At 67.1% G+C, this 15,660-nt stretch carries 12 protein-coding genes; 6 read left to right on the top strand and 6 right to left on the bottom strand.

The window, feature by feature from the left end:
• Positions 1-5: 5 nt before the first annotated feature.
• The 5 genes from ACEN9H_RS03230 to ACEN9H_RS03210 all read right to left on the bottom strand — a co-directional run bounded on the left by ACEN9H_RS03230 (position 6) and on the right by ACEN9H_RS03210 (position 7,854).
• Positions 6-3,731, bottom strand: a complete 3,726-nt coding sequence (locus ACEN9H_RS03230) for a tubulin-like doman-containing protein (protein WP_413673762.1) — start codon at positions 3,729-3,731, stop codon at positions 6-8.
• Between the two features lie 18 nt (positions 3,732-3,749).
• Positions 3,750-4,223: a hypothetical protein gene (locus ACEN9H_RS03225; RefSeq protein WP_056130470.1), complete on the bottom strand. Its 474-nt coding sequence runs from the start codon at positions 4,221-4,223 to the stop codon at positions 3,750-3,752.
• Between the two features lie 17 nt (positions 4,224-4,240).
• Positions 4,241-5,722: a hypothetical protein gene (locus tag ACEN9H_RS03220; RefSeq protein WP_413673761.1), complete on the bottom strand. Its 1,482-nt coding sequence runs from the start codon at positions 5,720-5,722 to the stop codon at positions 4,241-4,243.
• Complete coding sequence (locus tag ACEN9H_RS03215; protein WP_413673760.1) at positions 5,719-7,227, bottom strand: hypothetical protein; 1,509 nt, start codon at positions 7,225-7,227, stop codon at positions 5,719-5,721. The genes ACEN9H_RS03220 and ACEN9H_RS03215 overlap by 4 nt, the downstream gene beginning before the upstream one ends.
• Positions 7,228-7,362: 135 nt before the next feature.
• Positions 7,363-7,854, bottom strand: a complete 492-nt coding sequence (locus ACEN9H_RS03210) for a DUF3828 domain-containing protein (protein ID WP_160409246.1) — start codon at positions 7,852-7,854, stop codon at positions 7,363-7,365.
• A gap of 112 nt (positions 7,855-7,966) precedes the next feature.
• On the opposite strand from ACEN9H_RS03210, the gene ACEN9H_RS03205 reads away from it, so the two are divergent.
• The 6 genes from ACEN9H_RS03205 to ACEN9H_RS03180 all read left to right on the top strand — a co-directional run bounded on the left by ACEN9H_RS03205 (position 7,967) and on the right by ACEN9H_RS03180 (position 14,389).
• On the top strand, positions 7,967-9,004 hold the full coding sequence (locus ACEN9H_RS03205) for a hypothetical protein (protein ID WP_413673759.1): 1,038 nt from the start codon (positions 7,967-7,969) through the stop codon (positions 9,002-9,004).
• 35 nt (positions 9,005-9,039) lie between these two features.
• Positions 9,040-9,879 carry a phytanoyl-CoA dioxygenase family protein gene (locus tag ACEN9H_RS03200; RefSeq protein WP_413673758.1) on the top strand — a complete coding sequence of 280 codons (840 nt, stop codon included), beginning with the start codon at positions 9,040-9,042 and terminating at the stop codon, positions 9,877-9,879.
• Positions 9,880-9,927: 48 nt separating this feature from the next.
• Positions 9,928-11,208: a type II toxin-antitoxin system HipA family toxin gene (locus ACEN9H_RS03195; RefSeq protein ID WP_413673757.1), complete on the top strand. Its 1,281-nt coding sequence runs from the start codon at positions 9,928-9,930 to the stop codon at positions 11,206-11,208.
• Between the two features lie 2 nt (positions 11,209-11,210).
• Positions 11,211-11,798: a helix-turn-helix transcriptional regulator gene (locus ACEN9H_RS03190; protein WP_413673756.1), complete on the top strand. Its 588-nt coding sequence runs from the start codon at positions 11,211-11,213 to the stop codon at positions 11,796-11,798.
• Positions 11,799-12,063: 265 nt separating this feature from the next.
• Positions 12,064-12,927 (top strand): NmrA family NAD(P)-binding protein, encoded by an 864-nt coding sequence (locus ACEN9H_RS03185; RefSeq protein ID WP_413673755.1) that lies wholly within the window; start codon positions 12,064-12,066, stop codon positions 12,925-12,927.
• 187 nt (positions 12,928-13,114) lie between these two features.
• Positions 13,115-14,389, top strand: a complete 1,275-nt coding sequence (locus tag ACEN9H_RS03180) for a glucan 1,4-alpha-maltotetraohydrolase domain-containing protein (protein ID WP_371763906.1) — start codon at positions 13,115-13,117, stop codon at positions 14,387-14,389.
• A gap of 16 nt (positions 14,390-14,405) precedes the next feature.
• Here the strand turns inward: ACEN9H_RS03180 and ACEN9H_RS03175 are convergent, their stop codons facing one another.
• Positions 14,406-15,611 carry a diguanylate cyclase gene (locus ACEN9H_RS03175; RefSeq protein ID WP_413673754.1) on the bottom strand — a complete coding sequence of 402 codons (1,206 nt, stop codon included), beginning with the start codon at positions 15,609-15,611 and terminating at the stop codon, positions 14,406-14,408.
• Positions 15,612-15,660: the final 49 nt, after the last annotated feature.

The raw sequence follows: 15,660 nt of genomic DNA, 5'->3' as shown, positions 1-15,660 counted from the left end.
CGTCCTTATTCCGGGTCCGGGATGCCGTCGTCGTCCGGATCGGGGATCGTGGCGCCGGCGGCCGCCATCAGTTCCGGGATGTCGGCCACGGTCTTCCACTTGTCCGCGCGCGGATTCCACTGCATGTTCCAGATGCGCGTGCCCGTGTCGATCTCGCCGCGCGTCAGCTGCTGCACGACTTCGTCCAGCGCGAACGGTCCGCGCTGCACGCCGCCGACGAACAGCTTGTAGCGCGCGGGGATCGGCGTCGCACCCACGACGTACGCGGCCGGTCCGAGGCTCGGTGCAGACACTCCCTCCGGCGCGCCGGGTGTCGGCGCGACGACGGTCGGCGCGGCCGGCGCGTACTGCGCGGACGGCATGACAGGCGCAGCTGCGCGCCGTTCCAGCGCCTGCGCGGCGCGCGCGTCGGCGGACAGGAACTCGGGCCGGATCACGCGCTTGTCGGTGGGCCGCTCGACTTCCCACGCGTACGCGTCGGACGCGGAATCGGGCACGGTCTCCGTCCACGTGTCAAGCTGCGCGAGCGCCGCTTCCACCTGCGCTGGCGACAGCGCCGGGTCGATGCCGGCGGCGCGCCGCATCCACTGGTCGTACAGGCGCCGCGCCGTGATGTACGGCAGCGACGGCGACGGCAGTTGCGCGCCCGTCTCATCCACTTCCAGCTTCGGTTCGTACACGCGCAACTGATAATGACGCATCAGCGCGGCCAGCAGCGCCAGCTGGTGCGGGCCCATCGCGGCCAGGCGCTGGCGCGTCGCCGCGATCACCTGTTCGCGGTAGTACGGCGGCAGGCCGTTCGAGCGGATCGCGTACTCGTTGCCGATCTGGAGCCATTCGCCCGAGCCCTGCTCGACCTCGAACAGGTATTGCCCGCGCGGCTGGAACGCGGCCTCGCGGTCGCCCGCGTCCTGCTTGCGGCGCAGGACGCCCAGCGCGACGGCGGCCAGGAAGAATTCGTAGTCGTCGGCCAGGCGATTCAGCTCGTCCATCGACGGCGAGATCGGGTGGCGGAAACGCGTCGAATCGAAGTGCAGGTGCGTCGGGATCTTCGGGTTTTCGATCTGGTAGCTGGCGCGCCACGTCGGCAGGCCGCGCAGCACCGTCATCGGGTAGCCGGACAGCTCGATGTAGCACACGGCCCGCCCCGGCACGCCCGTGTTCACGACGGACACGAGGTCGCCGTGGAAGAAGCCGGTGGGCACGGCGGCGCGGATTTCCCCTTCCAGCCTGCGCCACGCGGCCGGGTCGCCCACGCCGATGAAGCACTTGAACTGGTCCGCGCTGGGCGTGAACTCGGCCGAGAAGCGCGCGTTAATCCACGGCATGGCGCTCTTGATCCACTCGGAGAAGATGCGATGGCGCTCCTGCGGCGACATCGCGCCCAGGCGTTCCACGAGCGGGTCCGGCAGCTCGGCGACGGCCTGCTCGCCCGACAGCTGCAGCTGCGCGCGCCGGAACAGTTTCAGCAAGAGATCGGAACGCAGTCTCTCGTCGCCCAGTTGCGGGAACAGGCGCGCGGAGCCGCCGAATTCCAGCAGCACCTCTTCACTCCACGCGCTCACGTCGCCCGTCAGCCGGACGGGTTCCGGCAGCACGTCGCTCGCCAGCTTGATGTAGGTGGCGTGTTCCTGGCGCGCGTCGGCACGGAGCTGGCCGATGCGCTGGTCGACGGCAGCCAGCATCGCGCCCACGTTGCGCCGTCCTTCCTGGAATTCGCCGGCGACGCCGCTCCAGCGCACCTGGCCGTGTTCGTCCGGCGCCTGCGGTTCGCCCAGCCACGCCGACAGGCTTTGCATCACCTCGATGGATTGTCCCGCCGCGACCGCGAGCAGGTGGAAGCGCAGGTAGTCGGCGATGTCGCGCTTCAGGTGGTTCATGATCTCTCTCGCCTGCGCATCCTTGCCGAACAGCCGGCCCGCGGCCTGCGTCAGGTGGTTCAGCGATTCCTCGACCTGGCGCGTGCGCAGGGCGTCGCGCACGTCGCGGTAACGCTTGCCGTTGCGCTGCACATTCGCCAGGTCGCGCTGCGCGAGCCGCGCCTTCACCTGCTCCAGCAGCGACAGCACGAATTCGAGGCCGCCCTGCTTGCGGTCGTCCAGCAGCATGTACAGCCGGCCGCGCACGTTCAGGCGCAGTTGCGCGAGCAGCTCGCCCGTATGCCGCTTGATGCGGTCCTCGCTCGTCTCGGCCGTGGCGCCGGCCTCGCGGATGGCGTCGCGCTCCAGGTTCGGCAGCAGCTCGACGACCTTCTCGCGCCACAGTTTCAGGTCGTACGAGGCCATGATGCGGTCCATCTCCAGCTGCACCTTGCTCTCGACGCGCTCCAGCAGCGAGCGCTGGTCCTTGTCCAGCAGGAGCATGTCGGTCAGCGCATATTCCGGGAACGGCGTGACGTCGACGGTGCCCTTTTTAAAATCGGGGAATTCCGCGAACGGGTGCTCGGCCATGCCCATCTGCTCGCGCATGAAGGCGTCGCGTTCCTGGTCGGTGGCACGCCGGGCGACACTCCCATCGGCCGCGACGAGGCCGAAGAACGCCTTCACCATCAGCGCCGCCAGTTCATACGCGCGGATGTCTTCGCGCAGGCTTTGCTGCGTGTCCAGCACGGACTGGCCGAACGCGGAATAGACCTTGGAGTACGACAGGCGCATGTCGCCGAACCGCTGCTCCGGCACGCGCGGGTTGTACGGCCCGAGCTTGTGCTGCTGCTGGTTGACGGCGACGGAACGCTTGCGGTTGGCGAAATCGGCCGACGCGAAGTCCTCGAACAGTGTGTCGGCCACCATCTGGTACACGTCCTTCACGTCCTGCGTCGCCTTGTTCGCGAGGTTCGCGGTGTCGACGAAGTACACATCGTCGAACGGCGTGCCACGGCCGACGATGCTGTCCGGCTCCATCCACTGCACGCGCGCGTTCATGTCGCGCATGCCTGTCTCCAGCTCCATCAGCGTGGCGTACGCGTTCGCCTCCGTGCGCTCCTTGTTCGCCTTCGCGTAGCCGGACGGCAGGAACATCACGAGGTCGACCTGGCTGTCCGACACTTCCTGGCGCGCGACGGCCTTGGCGATCCAGCCAAGGTCGATGGCGCTGCCGGCACCCGTGCCGCCCGCGTTCGACGCGATGACGACGATACGGAATTTCGACGTGTCGACCTGCAGGCCGAGACGCTGGTAATTCTCCTTGCGCTCGATGCCCGCGTTACTGCTCAGGAAATTCAGCGCGCCCTTGATGCGGCCGCGCAGCTTCGGATATTTGTCGAACAGGTACAAGCGCGCCAGCGCGCGGATCTGGCCCGCGCCCTTGGACGGGTCGATGCCCAGCGAGCGCAGTTTCTTCGGGCGCAGCGGCATCCAGTTTTCGATCAGCGGGAAGCGCGCGAGACTGTCGTCCGACTCGTGGTACTGCGGCAGGTCGAGCGGTTCGACGAGGCGTTCCTCGTCGGACAGCTTGACCAGCTCGAACCACGGGTCGGTGCGCTGCGACTTGCCCTCGTCGATGACGGCATTCGCATCGAGGTCGAAATGGAGGAAGCGCGCGACGGGAAAGTCGGCGATGGATTCGACGCGGGTCGGATGCCGGCGGTTCCACACGGCCGCGAGGATGCGGCGGCGGATGCGCATCATGACTTCCATGCCGGTGCCGCCGGCGCCGATGAACAGCGTCGGACGCAGGTCGACTTTGAGCTCGGCTTTACCGGAGAGCGATGCGGGATCGGGAAAATCTGCCATGGTGTTCTCTTTGAAAGGTCAGCGGCGGCCGACGAAGAAGGCCGCGACCAGCGTGACGACGCCGACGACGACCAGCGGTCCGGTGATGGCGGGCGTCAGGTATTTGCTCGCGTTGACGATCGCCAGCACGACGGCGGCCGACAGGAAGCCCATGCCGACGAACAGCAGCCAGCCCGCGCTGCCCGCGGACGACGGCGCCACGCGCTTGACGACGAGGTGGTGCACATAGGCGTTGCGCACGAAGAAGTAAATCACCAGCAGCACGACGAACGCGACGGCGCCGATCGCCATGTCGCGCCCGGCCGTGTCGCGCAGCGGCGCCGCGCTCGTGTTGGTGGCGCCGCCCGGCGCGATCTCGACGGGCTGCGTGGCCGTGTCGGGCGTCGTCTTCGGCAGGCTGTCCTGCGGCGTGGTGGCCGTCTGGCCGGGCAGCTTGAAGCCTGGATCGGTGCCGGCAGTGTCGGGGGCGGGCTTGGTCTGGTCGTTCTGCATGGTGGGTTCCCGTGGGTTCATCGGCCGAGCCGCACCTGCGCGCCTTCGCGCAGGTCCAGCAACTGGTGGCCGAACAAGGTCGTCTTCAGGCGGGCCACTTCATTGCCCGCCTTGTCGTAGATCGGTTGCGTGGCGCCGGCCCGCGTGTGCACGGTGCGCAGTTCGTCTTCCACGACGAGCTGCACCTTGCGCGGCCGGCCGTACGCATACGCGGCGCCCGCGCCGGCCGCCAGCAGCGCGAGGCCGCCGGCCAGCAAGGCGACGAGCGGCCCCGAGCCGTAATGGACATGCACCTCGACGGGCAGCACGGCCGTCGAGGCCTGGATGTCGGCCGGCGGCGTGAAGATGTCCGGCAGCGGGTCGCCCGGGAACAGCGCCGCCATGCGCTCGCGGAACGCCTGCGACAGTTCCAGCCGCTGGCCCTGCAGATGCAGTTCGATACGGCCCGGCAGCACGTACGCGGAGCCGGCCGATTTCAGCGCCGCCATCGACCATTTGCCGGGCAGTTGCGCGACGGGCAGCGCTACCTGCGATGCGAGCGGCTCGGTGCGGCCCGGCGCCAGCCGCGTGACGGTATTCGTCTTCAACGCGATCGGGCGGTTTTCGCCGCCGAGCATCGAGCGCGCGGAGATCGTCGCGCCCGCGATCGTGTACGGATACATCGTGTTCTGCAGCTGCCACTGGATCGTCGCGCTGGGCGAGCGCGCGTCGGGCGCCACGTCGGCGCGCAGGCGGCCGGCCGCATCCATCGAGAATTCGACGCCGGGCGCGTCCTCGACCTTGCGCGGCACGAGGCGCACCGTATCGCGGTCGAGCGGTTTCAGGCGCGCGGGCGGTTCCGTGATCACGCGCTGGACGCGGCCCGCCGCCAGCAGCGCGTCGAGGGCGCGCGCGCCTTCCGGCCCGACCGCGAACACGTACACCATCAGGCCGTTCGCGTGGTAGTGCTGGCCCTGCACGGGCATCCGCAGCGGGAACGCGAGCGCCTTCGTGATCGCGGCGCCCTTGTGGATCAGCGCATAGAACTCGCGGTTGCGCTCGCTTGTTGCCTGGTCGTTGTTCGGGCTGTTGCGGTTGTTCGTCACGAGCCAGACGAGGCCCGCCTTCCCGCCCAGGACGTTGGTGACGGTCGTTTCCACGGCCTCGCCCAGGTCGGTGTCGGCGAGCGCCGTGCCGCCGGGTTTGCGGGCAGTCTGCAGCCCCGCCAGCGCGGCCTGCACGTGCGCGGGCGTGTCTTTCGTCACCTGCTCGGACAGCAGCGCGCGCGGCGACGGCGCGCCGGGCAGCGACTGGTTGAATGCGGCCAGCACGAGTGCGTCCCCCGGCCGCGCGACATTGCCGGCGAGCGCCGCCACCAGCGGCTTGAACTGCGATGTCGGGTCCGAATAAAACGGCTCCATCCAGCCGGAGTTCTGCACAAGCACCACTTGCGGCACGGCCCAGGCGGGGGCGATGCCGCACAACGCGAGGAGCAGGACGAACAGGCGGGCGGCCGTCACGTCGGCGCTTCCAGATTCCAGCCGCGGATCCGGTTCCAGTCTGGGTGGTGCAGCCACAGGCGGTTGGCGTAGACGAAGGGCACGCACTCGAGCGGCCGCGCGAGGCGCGCCACTTCGTCCAGGATCACGTTGCGCCGGCCGATCCACTCCACCGTGGTGCGGGCGATCACGCGGTTGGCCAGCGCTTCTTCGGCGCGGCCGGTGTATTTGTGGAAGCGCAGCACGAGCCCGCTGGGCTGGCTGCGGTTGTTGTTGAAGCTGCGCAGCAGCGGCAGGACGAGGGAATCGTCCTCGTGCTGGTCTTCGACGTGCTCGCCGGACCACGGTTCGTCGACGACGGGATGGCCGCGCCGGAACAGCAAATTGGCGAAGCCGAGGCGCGCGCCGTCGATCGGTTCACGCTGCGGACGCGCTTGTACTCGTTCTGCCCCGAGTTCGAGGAACGAATACGACTGGCCGTCATGTCCGATCAGCCACATACGGCCGTCGCGGCTCAGGGTGGGGCCGCCGAGGTCGAGGCTGGGCAGCCACGTGTCCGGCCACGCGAGCCAGCGCGGCGCCTCGCCGGGACGCCACGCGAGCTGGCCCTCGCCGTGCAGCCAGAACAGCTGGCCGTCGTAGCCGATGGGCCGCGTCCAGCCGGACAGCGGCAGCGCGCCGCAATCGAATTGCGGACCCGGCGACAGGTCGGCGCCGAGCCCGCACAGGCCCAGCGTGCCGCCCGGATTGCGCACGAGGACGCCCAGCTGGCGCCGCATCAGGCCCGGCGCCGCGACGACCGGCGCAGCCAGTACGGCCTCCGTCCGGCAGGTCTCGCTGACGGGATTGATGGCGAGGCGGTACAGGCCGCGCGCCGTGGGCACGAGCGCCACGTCGCCGCGGCGCGCGGGCACCTGCAGGTGCGACGTGGGCAGCCAGCCGTAGTCGGATGCACCGAACGCGAGATCGGCCGCGCCCTCTTCCGGCAGCAGCACGTGCCAGACTTCCGCCAGCGGATCCCAGTACTGCAGCACGCCCCGCCCGGGCGCCAGCGCGAGCAGGCGCTGTTCGGGAAAGCCGAAGGTGGCGGCTGCGAACACGCAATGGGCGTTCGGCGGCGGCGGCATGGCGGCGTCAAAGCGGCCGACTTCCGGCGCGGGAGGCCGCTCTTCGAGGCTGTCGCCCAGCGCCAGCGACGTCACGGGCAGGCCATGCGGCACGTGCCGGGGCAGCAGCGCATCTGCATACGGCCCCCACCAGTCGGGATGGCGCCCGGGCGCGATGCCGAGGCGTTCGAGCGGGCGGCCGCACGTGGGACAGAACGCGAACCCCTCGGGATAGATGGCGGCGTGGTCGCAGGATTGCGGCAGCGAGGCGCCGAGCAGGTGCGCGCAATCGGCCAGGCGGCCGCGCGCGGCGGCCTGCCAGTCGATCCGGCCCAGCCCGTCGCTGGACACGAGCTCGAACTGCCTGCTGCGTTCATCCTCCAGCCAGACACTGGCCGGCGTTTCCCATCGGTATGCCATGCGCTCCACCGTCGATTCGTCAAAATCGATCGCGGCCCGCTCAAACTCGGGGCCGTTATCGTTTTGGAATCATAGCGCCGGGATCAAGCCGACGGCGCCCTGTTCACGGAGTAGCACGTGGCTGTGCTTCAGGGATCAAATAGCGGCGCGGGAAATGGAACTTTCGGCAGCATCGAGTGCCGCCCGGTTCACGTGGCGAATCTTCCAGGTGCCGTTGTCCAGCACCATCGTCAGCACCACTTCATGTTTCGCGTCGCCGTCGCCGTCGAGGGTGACGAGAACGTCGGCGCTGCGCGCCTGGCGGCGCAGGGTGACGGCCTGCACGCGCCCCCGCAACCATGCGCCGTGGATGCGCGGCGATTGCAGGAAGTAGTCGCCCGCTGCCGCCTTTTGCTCCTGCAGGCGTTTCACCAGCTGGTCGACGAGCGGCTTCGCGACGTAGGCATTCAGACGGTCGTAGCGGTCGCTCAGGGGATCCTGGTCGGCGTCGAGCGTCTGCAGGTACCAGCCATAGAATTCCGCGGCCACGGTCTCCGGTGCGCGCAACGCCGCCGCACGCGCCGAGAGACAAACCAGCAGCACGCCAACCAGAATGAGCTTTAGGAAATTTCCTTTACGAATCAACATGATGGGCTCCTGACAGCCAGACTGTGCAACAATCCAGCTGGACAGGTCGTGACCTGCCGCAAGGGTGCGGAGGCCGTATAATGCCGGGTTGTCTTCCCCCTCCAGCCACGCCATGACGCCCACCGACGCCCTGCCCGCCGCCGCCATCGACTCCGCCACCGCGCACCTGCGCGACGTGCTCGCGATCGCGCTCGAACACACGCCCGAGCGGCGCGCGCTGGTCGTCTTCGACACCCGCACGCCCCTGGCCCGCGGCCTCGTCGCCGCGTACCGCGCGAACCTGCCGGAGGCCACGTTCATCGACTTCGACACGGTGCCCCCCGACGAGGTGCTCGCGACGTTCCGCACGCTGGCGCCGCAGGATCTCGTCGTGCTCGTGCAGTCGACGAACTTCCGCCTGGACGGCTTCCGCCTGCGCGTGGAATTGTTCAAGCTGGGCCTGAAGGTCATCGAGCACGTGCACCTGTCGCGCATGCCGGGCGCGCAGGGCGAGCACTACATCGAGGCGCTGGCCTACGATCCCGCCTACTTCCGCGGCGTGGGCCATGCGCTGAAGACGCGCATCGACCGCGCCCGCCGCGCCGAGGTGCATGGCGGCGGCGAGGTCCTCGCGTTCGACTCGCCGCTGGAAAGCGCGAAGCTGAACGTGGGCGACTACAGCGCGATGAGCAATGTGGGCGGCCAGTTCCCGATCGGCGAAGTGTTCACGGAAGCGCGCGACCTGGAAGCCGTCAGCGGGCGCGCGCAAGTCCACGTGTTCGGCGACACGTCTTACCTCGTCAACCGGCCGGACGCTCCCATCACGCTCGTCATCGACAAGGGCCGCGTGGTCGGCACCGAGAACGTCACGCCGGCGTTCCAGGAAGTCCTCGACATCATCCGCCGCGACGAGGGCGAAGTCTGGGTGCGCGAACTCGGCTTCGGCATGAACCGCGCCTTCACGCGCGAGCGCCGCGTGGACGACATCGGCACGTACGAGCGCATGTGCGGCATCCATCTGTCGCTGGGCGCCAAGCACGGTGTGTACGCGAAACCGGGATTCAAGCGCAAGGATGCGCGTTACCACATCGACGTGTTCGTCGTGACGGATGCGGTGTACCTGGACGACGAACGCGTGTATGCGGACGGTGCGTGGACAGTGGCCGCCTGATCTACAATGGCATGGTTTTGTTGATGGACCATGCCATGCTCACTCCCGAACAACGCGACCGATTCCAGCGCGACGGCTACATCGTCATCCCGAATTTCAAACCAGCCGACGAGATCGCGCGCCTGCGTGCACGCGCCGGCGAGATCGTCGACGCGTTCGACCCTGCCGAATCGCGCGCCATCTTCACGACGCGCGACCAGGCGAGAGCCAGCGACGCCTGGTTCCTCGGCTCGGACAACACGATCCGCTGTTTCTTCGAAGAGGAAGCCTTCGGCCCGGACGGCCAGCTGAAGCAGGCCAAGGCCCTGTCGATCAACAAGATCGGCCACGCCATGCACGACCTCGACCCCGTGTTCAAAGCGTTCACGCACGATGCGAAGCTGGCCGCCGCCGCGCGCGACCTGGGCCTGGAACAGCCGCAGATCTGGCAATCGATGTACATCTTCAAGCAGCCGGGCATCGGCGGCGAAGTGCGCTGGCACCAGGACGCGACGTTCTTCGATTCCACGCCGATCAGCGTGACGACGTTCTGGTTCGCGCTGGAAGACGCGACCATCGAGAACGGCTGCCTGTGGGTCGAACCGGGCGGCCACCGCGGCCCGCTGCGCGAGCGTTTTCTCCGCGACGGCGATGCCATCACGATGGAAAAACTGGACAGCACGCCGTGGCCGGACGACAGCACGGCCGTGCCGCTGGAGGCCAAGGCCGGGGATCTCGTCTGCTTCCATGGGCTGCTGCCGCACTACAGCGCGCCGAACCGGTCGCCTGTCTCGCGGCATGCGTTCACCTTGCATGTGACGGATGCGCGGACCGCGTATTCGCCGCGCAACTGGATCCAGCGGGATGCGGATTTTCCGGTACGTGGCTTCGACTGATATACTCTTCCAGTATCTTTTAATGCACTTTTAAAGCGCAAGCCGGGCATGGACTGTCATATCGAGATTTTTCACGAAGGCGAGTGGCTGGAAGCGGCGCAGGCAAGCTTCTCCGATGTGGTGCGTAATGGCTTCCGGACGAACGATTGTGTATTCGAATACGATCTGCTCTTTGCCCTCGGCGATGCACCGCCGCCTGTGTCGCTTGTGATTCCGGTGGATGCGGATCGTCACGTTCGCAAAACCTGGCCCACTTTCCTGTACGACCTCGTACCGCAAGGTAATGGACGCAGATTCCTGCTCGACCATCTCAAACTTCCCGACGCCCAGGCGTCCGATCTGCCGTTACTGTGCGCCGGTGCATTCAACCCGATCGGGCGCTTGCGCATCCGGGAAGCCGTCCACTACTACGAACAGCATGTCGAGCGACATGACCTGGCCGCTGACGGCTTCACGCTTGACGGGTTGCTGGCGCGCTCGCCCGACTTTCATGAAATGATGATGGTGCACGGCATGCTGGCCGCGGGTGGCACGGGTGTCCAGGGTGTCGCCCCCAAATACTTGTTGACCCGGGCGTACGACGGCAACTGGTATCCCGACGCTGCCCTGCCCGATGATCAGGCCCAACGCCACTACATCATCAAGCGCCCACGCGGTCCCTCGGACGCCGATCGCAAGGTCCTGCGCAATGAAGCCCGCTACATGGAAGTCGCGCGACGCTTCGGCATTCGAAGCTTCGACTTGCCTGTCCTGCACGGCGACATGCTGTTCATCCCACGCTTCGACCGCCGCGCCCAGGATGGGCGGGTGCTGCGGTTCCATCAGGAGAGCGTCGCCTCGATCGCTGGCCTGGCCGGCTTCGGCACCCAGGCCGACCAGTTCGGGTTGGTGAATGCGATTCGAAGCGTGGTCGATGAGCCGCTTGCAGAGACCATCGAGTTCATCCGGCGCGACGTGCTCAACCTGGCAATGCGCAACACGGACAATCATGCACGCAATACGGCCGTCCAGACCGTCGACGGTGTCACGCGCATGACGCCCCTGTTCGATTTCGCGCCGATGTACCTGGACCCCGAGGGCATCACCCGGTCGGCGCGCTGGTACCATCCGGAGAGTCGTAAAGAGCTGCGGAACTGGCAGGACATCCTGGCGCAGTTGGCCTTGACCGGGCCGGAACGTGCGGAGATCGTCGAGGCCCTGGTACGGTTCGGGGAACAATTGGCGACCCTGTCCGATTGCATGCGCGACGTGGGCGTCGATAATGACATCGTCGATTTCGTCGCGCCCAGCATCGAAGCGCAACGCACCCAACTTCTGGCACTGAGATAGTCATGAGCAAAAGAAAACCGTTGGACAAGGCAGAGGCCCGCGAGCGGCGCAACCGGATGCTGGAGTCGGCGGCCGCGGCCAATCTTTCGCTCACCGAAGGGGTGCGCGAAATGCGCGCGATCGCCGGCATGACGCAGGAAGAATTCGCTCGTCATCGCGGGGTCAGCGCACGCGTCATCAAGGCGATCGAGCTTGGCCAGGCAAACCCCACTGTCGCGACTATGAATCGCATTGGACAGTTCTTTGGCCTGGAGGTGGCGTTCGTTCCGATCCGACGCGCCGCGCGGGATGCGGATCTGGAGCGCCTCCTGCCTGACGACAGGGCTACGCAGACCGGCGCCATCGACGTTGCAGAGGGACTTCGCGTACTCGTCGAAACGAGAAAGGAACTTGCTGCCCAGATGCGCGAACTTAACGAGATGGTGCACGATCTCGGCGCTCAGTTAGGCGCTTTCAGTGGGCAACACAATGCGTCGGAAGGCGTGGCCGGCCCATCCATTTTGCCGTCCAAAGTGCAACACCGCGTACGCAAGGCGGCGGCCACGCGCAAGGCGGATACCGATTTGAAAAAGAAATCCCGCCCGGCATGACCTCCTGTCGGGCGCCGAGGCGTCGGGCGAACCTCAAGCAGGTACCGCTGCCGGGCGGCGAAGCGGGCGTGCGGCGGCAGGCGCGGCAATCGGCTCGCCGACATGTCGCAGGCATGCCAGTATCCCGTAAAAGCCAGCGATTTTGACTCCACGCAATGGATGTCGGAAATTAGCAATCTCGACCATGCCACCGCATCCGCGCTCCTGACAAAAACTGTCAACGTCTTCTCATAACATTGTCGCCTCGTTATCCAAGGAGATCAGCATGCACATCATCATCGGAGGCACCGGCCACGTCGGCTCGGCCACAGCCCGCGCGCTGCTGCGCCGGGGCGAACCCGTCACGGTCGTCACGCGCAATGCCGGCCATGCGGCCGGGCTGCGGGATGCCGGCGCGAAAGTCGCCGTCGCGGACGTGCGCGACGTGCCCGCGCTGCGCGCCATCCTGCGTACGGGCACCACCGCGCTGCTGCTGAATCCGCCGGCCGCGCCGTTCACCGACACGGACGCCGTCGAGCGGGCGAATGCCGCCGCCATCGTCGACGCGGTAACGGGATCCGGCCTGCGCAAGGCCGTCGCCGTCTCGACGACCGGCGCGCGGCGCGGCGAACGGTGCGGCGACCTGACCGTCCTGTTCGAGTTCGAAGAAAAGCTGAAAGCGCAGGCCTTCCCCGTCGCGATCAACCGCGGCGTCTACTACATGAGCAACTGGACCGAGATGCTCGACACCGTGCGGCACCGCGGCAAGCTGCCGAGTTTCTTTCCCGAGGACCTCGTCATCCCGATGGTCGCCCCCGATGACCTGGGCGAAGTGGCCGCCCGACGGCTGCTGGAGCCCGCGGACAGGACGGACACCATCGACGTCGAAGGCCCCCGCCGCTACACGCCGCGCGACGTGGCCGACGCGTTCGCGCACGCGCTCGGCCGGCCCGTCGACGTCGAGGTCATCCCCCGCCACGCGTGGGAACAGACGTACCGCCAGCTCGGCTTCTCGCCGGAAGCGGCGCGCTCCTACGCCTGCATGACGGGAACCGTGCTGGACGAGCAGGACGGCTGGCCGGACGACCCCGTCCGCGGTCCGACGACGCTCGAAGATTTCATTTGTGCAAGCTCAAAGCGGAAGTATTAAAACTACACACTTTATGCAAATTAGATTGACACGAAAATACGCATAGCTAAGAATCTCCCCCGTCGGGCACGAAAACATCACAGAATGAGCGCCCGATACGTAGTAAAAGTACCTGGCTGAGCAACGGACTTTTGCACGACCTCCGTTGTTCGCCGGGACCTTACCCGTATCACATCGGAGGAGAAGCATGAAGAAGAGCACCATCGTCGCCCTGCTGGCGGCGGGAACGATCACGTCCATGGCCCCGGCAGGGGCCGCCACCCCCGCCCAGCAGGCTGGCGGCAGCACGGCCATCGTCCTGCAGGGTTTCCACTGGAACTCGGCCAATTACACCGGGCCGGACTGGTACAACACCCTGCTGAACAACGTCGGCGACCTGAGCGCGATGGGATTCACCCACGTGTGGTTTCCGCCGCCGTCGGATTCGAGCGCCAAGGAAGGCTATCTGCCGCGCCAACTGAACAAGCTCGATTCCAAGTACGGCAGCGCGGCCGAGCTGACGAACGTCGTGAGCGCGTTCAACAGCAAGGGCGTCAAATCCATCGTCGACGTCGTCGTCAACCACCGCGTCGGCACCACCGGCTGGTCCGACTTCACGAATCCGAACTGGACCACGTATTCCATCGTCAACGGCGACGAGTGCAACTGCGGCCTCGGCAACGCCGACACGGGCCAGGGTTTTTCCGCCGGGCGCGACCTCGACCACAAGAACGTGGGCGAAGTCCAGAATGGCATCATCAACTGGCTGAATTACACGCTGAAGCCCGTGGGCTTCTCGGGCCTGCGTTTCGACTACGTGAAAGGCTTTTCGGCGAGCTACGCGGGCCAGTATTCGAACGCGTTCGCGCCCGATTTCTGCGTCGGCGAGATGTGGCCGGATTCGTTCGACCTGAACAACCTGAACGCGAACCGCCAGGCGATCATGGACTGGATCAACGGCACCAGCAACAGCTGCGGGGCGTTCGACTTCACGACCAAGGGCATCCTCAACGACGCCCTCGCCAACGGCAATTACTGGCGCCTGAAGGCGACGGACGGCAAGCCGCAGGGCGCCATCGGCTGGTGGCCGGCGATGTCGGTGACGTTCGTCGACAACCACGACACCGGCCCGGCCGAAAGCTGCGGCACGGGGCAGAACCTGTGGCCGGTGCCGTGCGGTTCGGTGCTGGAAGGCTATGCCTATATCCTGTCGCACCCGGGCATCCCGACCGTGTTCTACCCGCACATCTACAACTGGAACCTCAAGACGCAGATCGCGGCGCTGATGGCGGCGCGCAAGAATGCGGGCGTGAATTCGACGTCGGCGGTCGCGATCCAGCAGGCGACGCAAGGCCTGTACGCGGCCATCATCACCGGCACGACGCACCAGCTGGCGATGAAGATCGGCCCGAACAGCTGGAGCCCGGGCGCGGGCTGGACGTTGCAGACGTCGGGTAACAACTACGCCGTCTGGATGAAGTAAAAGCGCACGAAGCGGCTCAGGCCCCCACCGCCTGCAGCCGCGCCGCCTGGCCGCGGCCGATGACGTCGCTGCCATGCACGCTGACACGGTTGCGGCCGTTCTGCTTGGCGTGGTACAGCGCCACGTCCGCGCGGCTCAGGATGTCTTCCCATTTCTGGTCGTGCGCATCCAGCGCGGCCACGCCCACGCTGACGGTCATCGCTACCGGCTTCCCCTCGACGGTCAGCGGCGTCGCCACCACGGCCTCGCGCAGGCGTTCGGCCATGGCGCACACGTTCCCCGCATGTTCGCCGACCACCAGTACCGCGAACTCTTCCCCGCCGATGCGGAACAGCGCATCGTACCCGCGCAGCACCCGCGCCGACAGTCCCGTCACGTGGCAGATCGCCGCATCCCCCACCCCGTGGCCGTAGCGGTCGTTGATGGGCTTGAAGTGGTCGATGTCGAACGTGATGAAAAACATGGCCGAACCGTTGCGGCGGCAGCGGCGGAAGTCGCGCGTGGCCACGTCGTGCAGGGCGCGCCGGTTCAGCCAGCCGGTCAGCACGTCCGTCAGCGAGGCACGGCGCAACGCCAATGTCTGCTGGTGACTGACGATCAACGCGCAGCACATCGTCGCCAGCGACATGTACACGAGCATCGCCAGCGCGCCCGACGTGCGGAAGAAATCGCCGCCCAGGAAGCCCGGCGGGCGGCCGTCGTACGCGAGCATGATCGCCACGCGCGCGCCCTGCTGCAGCGCGGACAACACCTGCAGTACGATCAGCGGGGTATGCGCCGCGCACGCCTCGCGTTCGCTGCGGCGCCACAGCAGCCACGCGGCGCCGAGATTGAGCGCGCCGACGAACGGTGCGAACAGCACGAGCCGGTACAGCGGCGCACCGCGCACGAACATCAGCGCATGCGCCGCCAGCACGGCGACCATCAGCAGCACGCCCCAGCGCCAGCCGGGCGCCAGGTGCAGGTGGCGCCGCACCCCGGCCAGCATGCCGAAATGCCCGCCGATGTGGAGCGCGTTGACGCAGGCGATGAACAGGATGGGGCCCGCCTGCTGGTGCAGGCCGATGGCGCCCAGCCCGTTGCTCAGTGCGAATAACGCAGCGGCGATCGTCCAGTCGACGAGGCAGGCCTGGCGCGCGCTGGCGAGGTACAGCAGCCCCATGCTGGCAGCCATGGTCAACGCCGCCAGCGCGGCGGCCACGATGAGTGTGAAAGCGTCCAAACGCCATCCAACCTGTATAGATAATTCCATAAGTATAAAACTATTGTTC

It is taken from the genome of Massilia cellulosiltytica (genome assembly GCF_047325105.1).
Taxonomy (GTDB): Bacteria; Pseudomonadota; Gammaproteobacteria; order Burkholderiales; family Burkholderiaceae_D; genus Telluria; species Telluria orientalis.
Note: the sequence above shows the minus strand (reverse complement) of the source record. Positions and strands in the feature narration are given on the sequence as shown.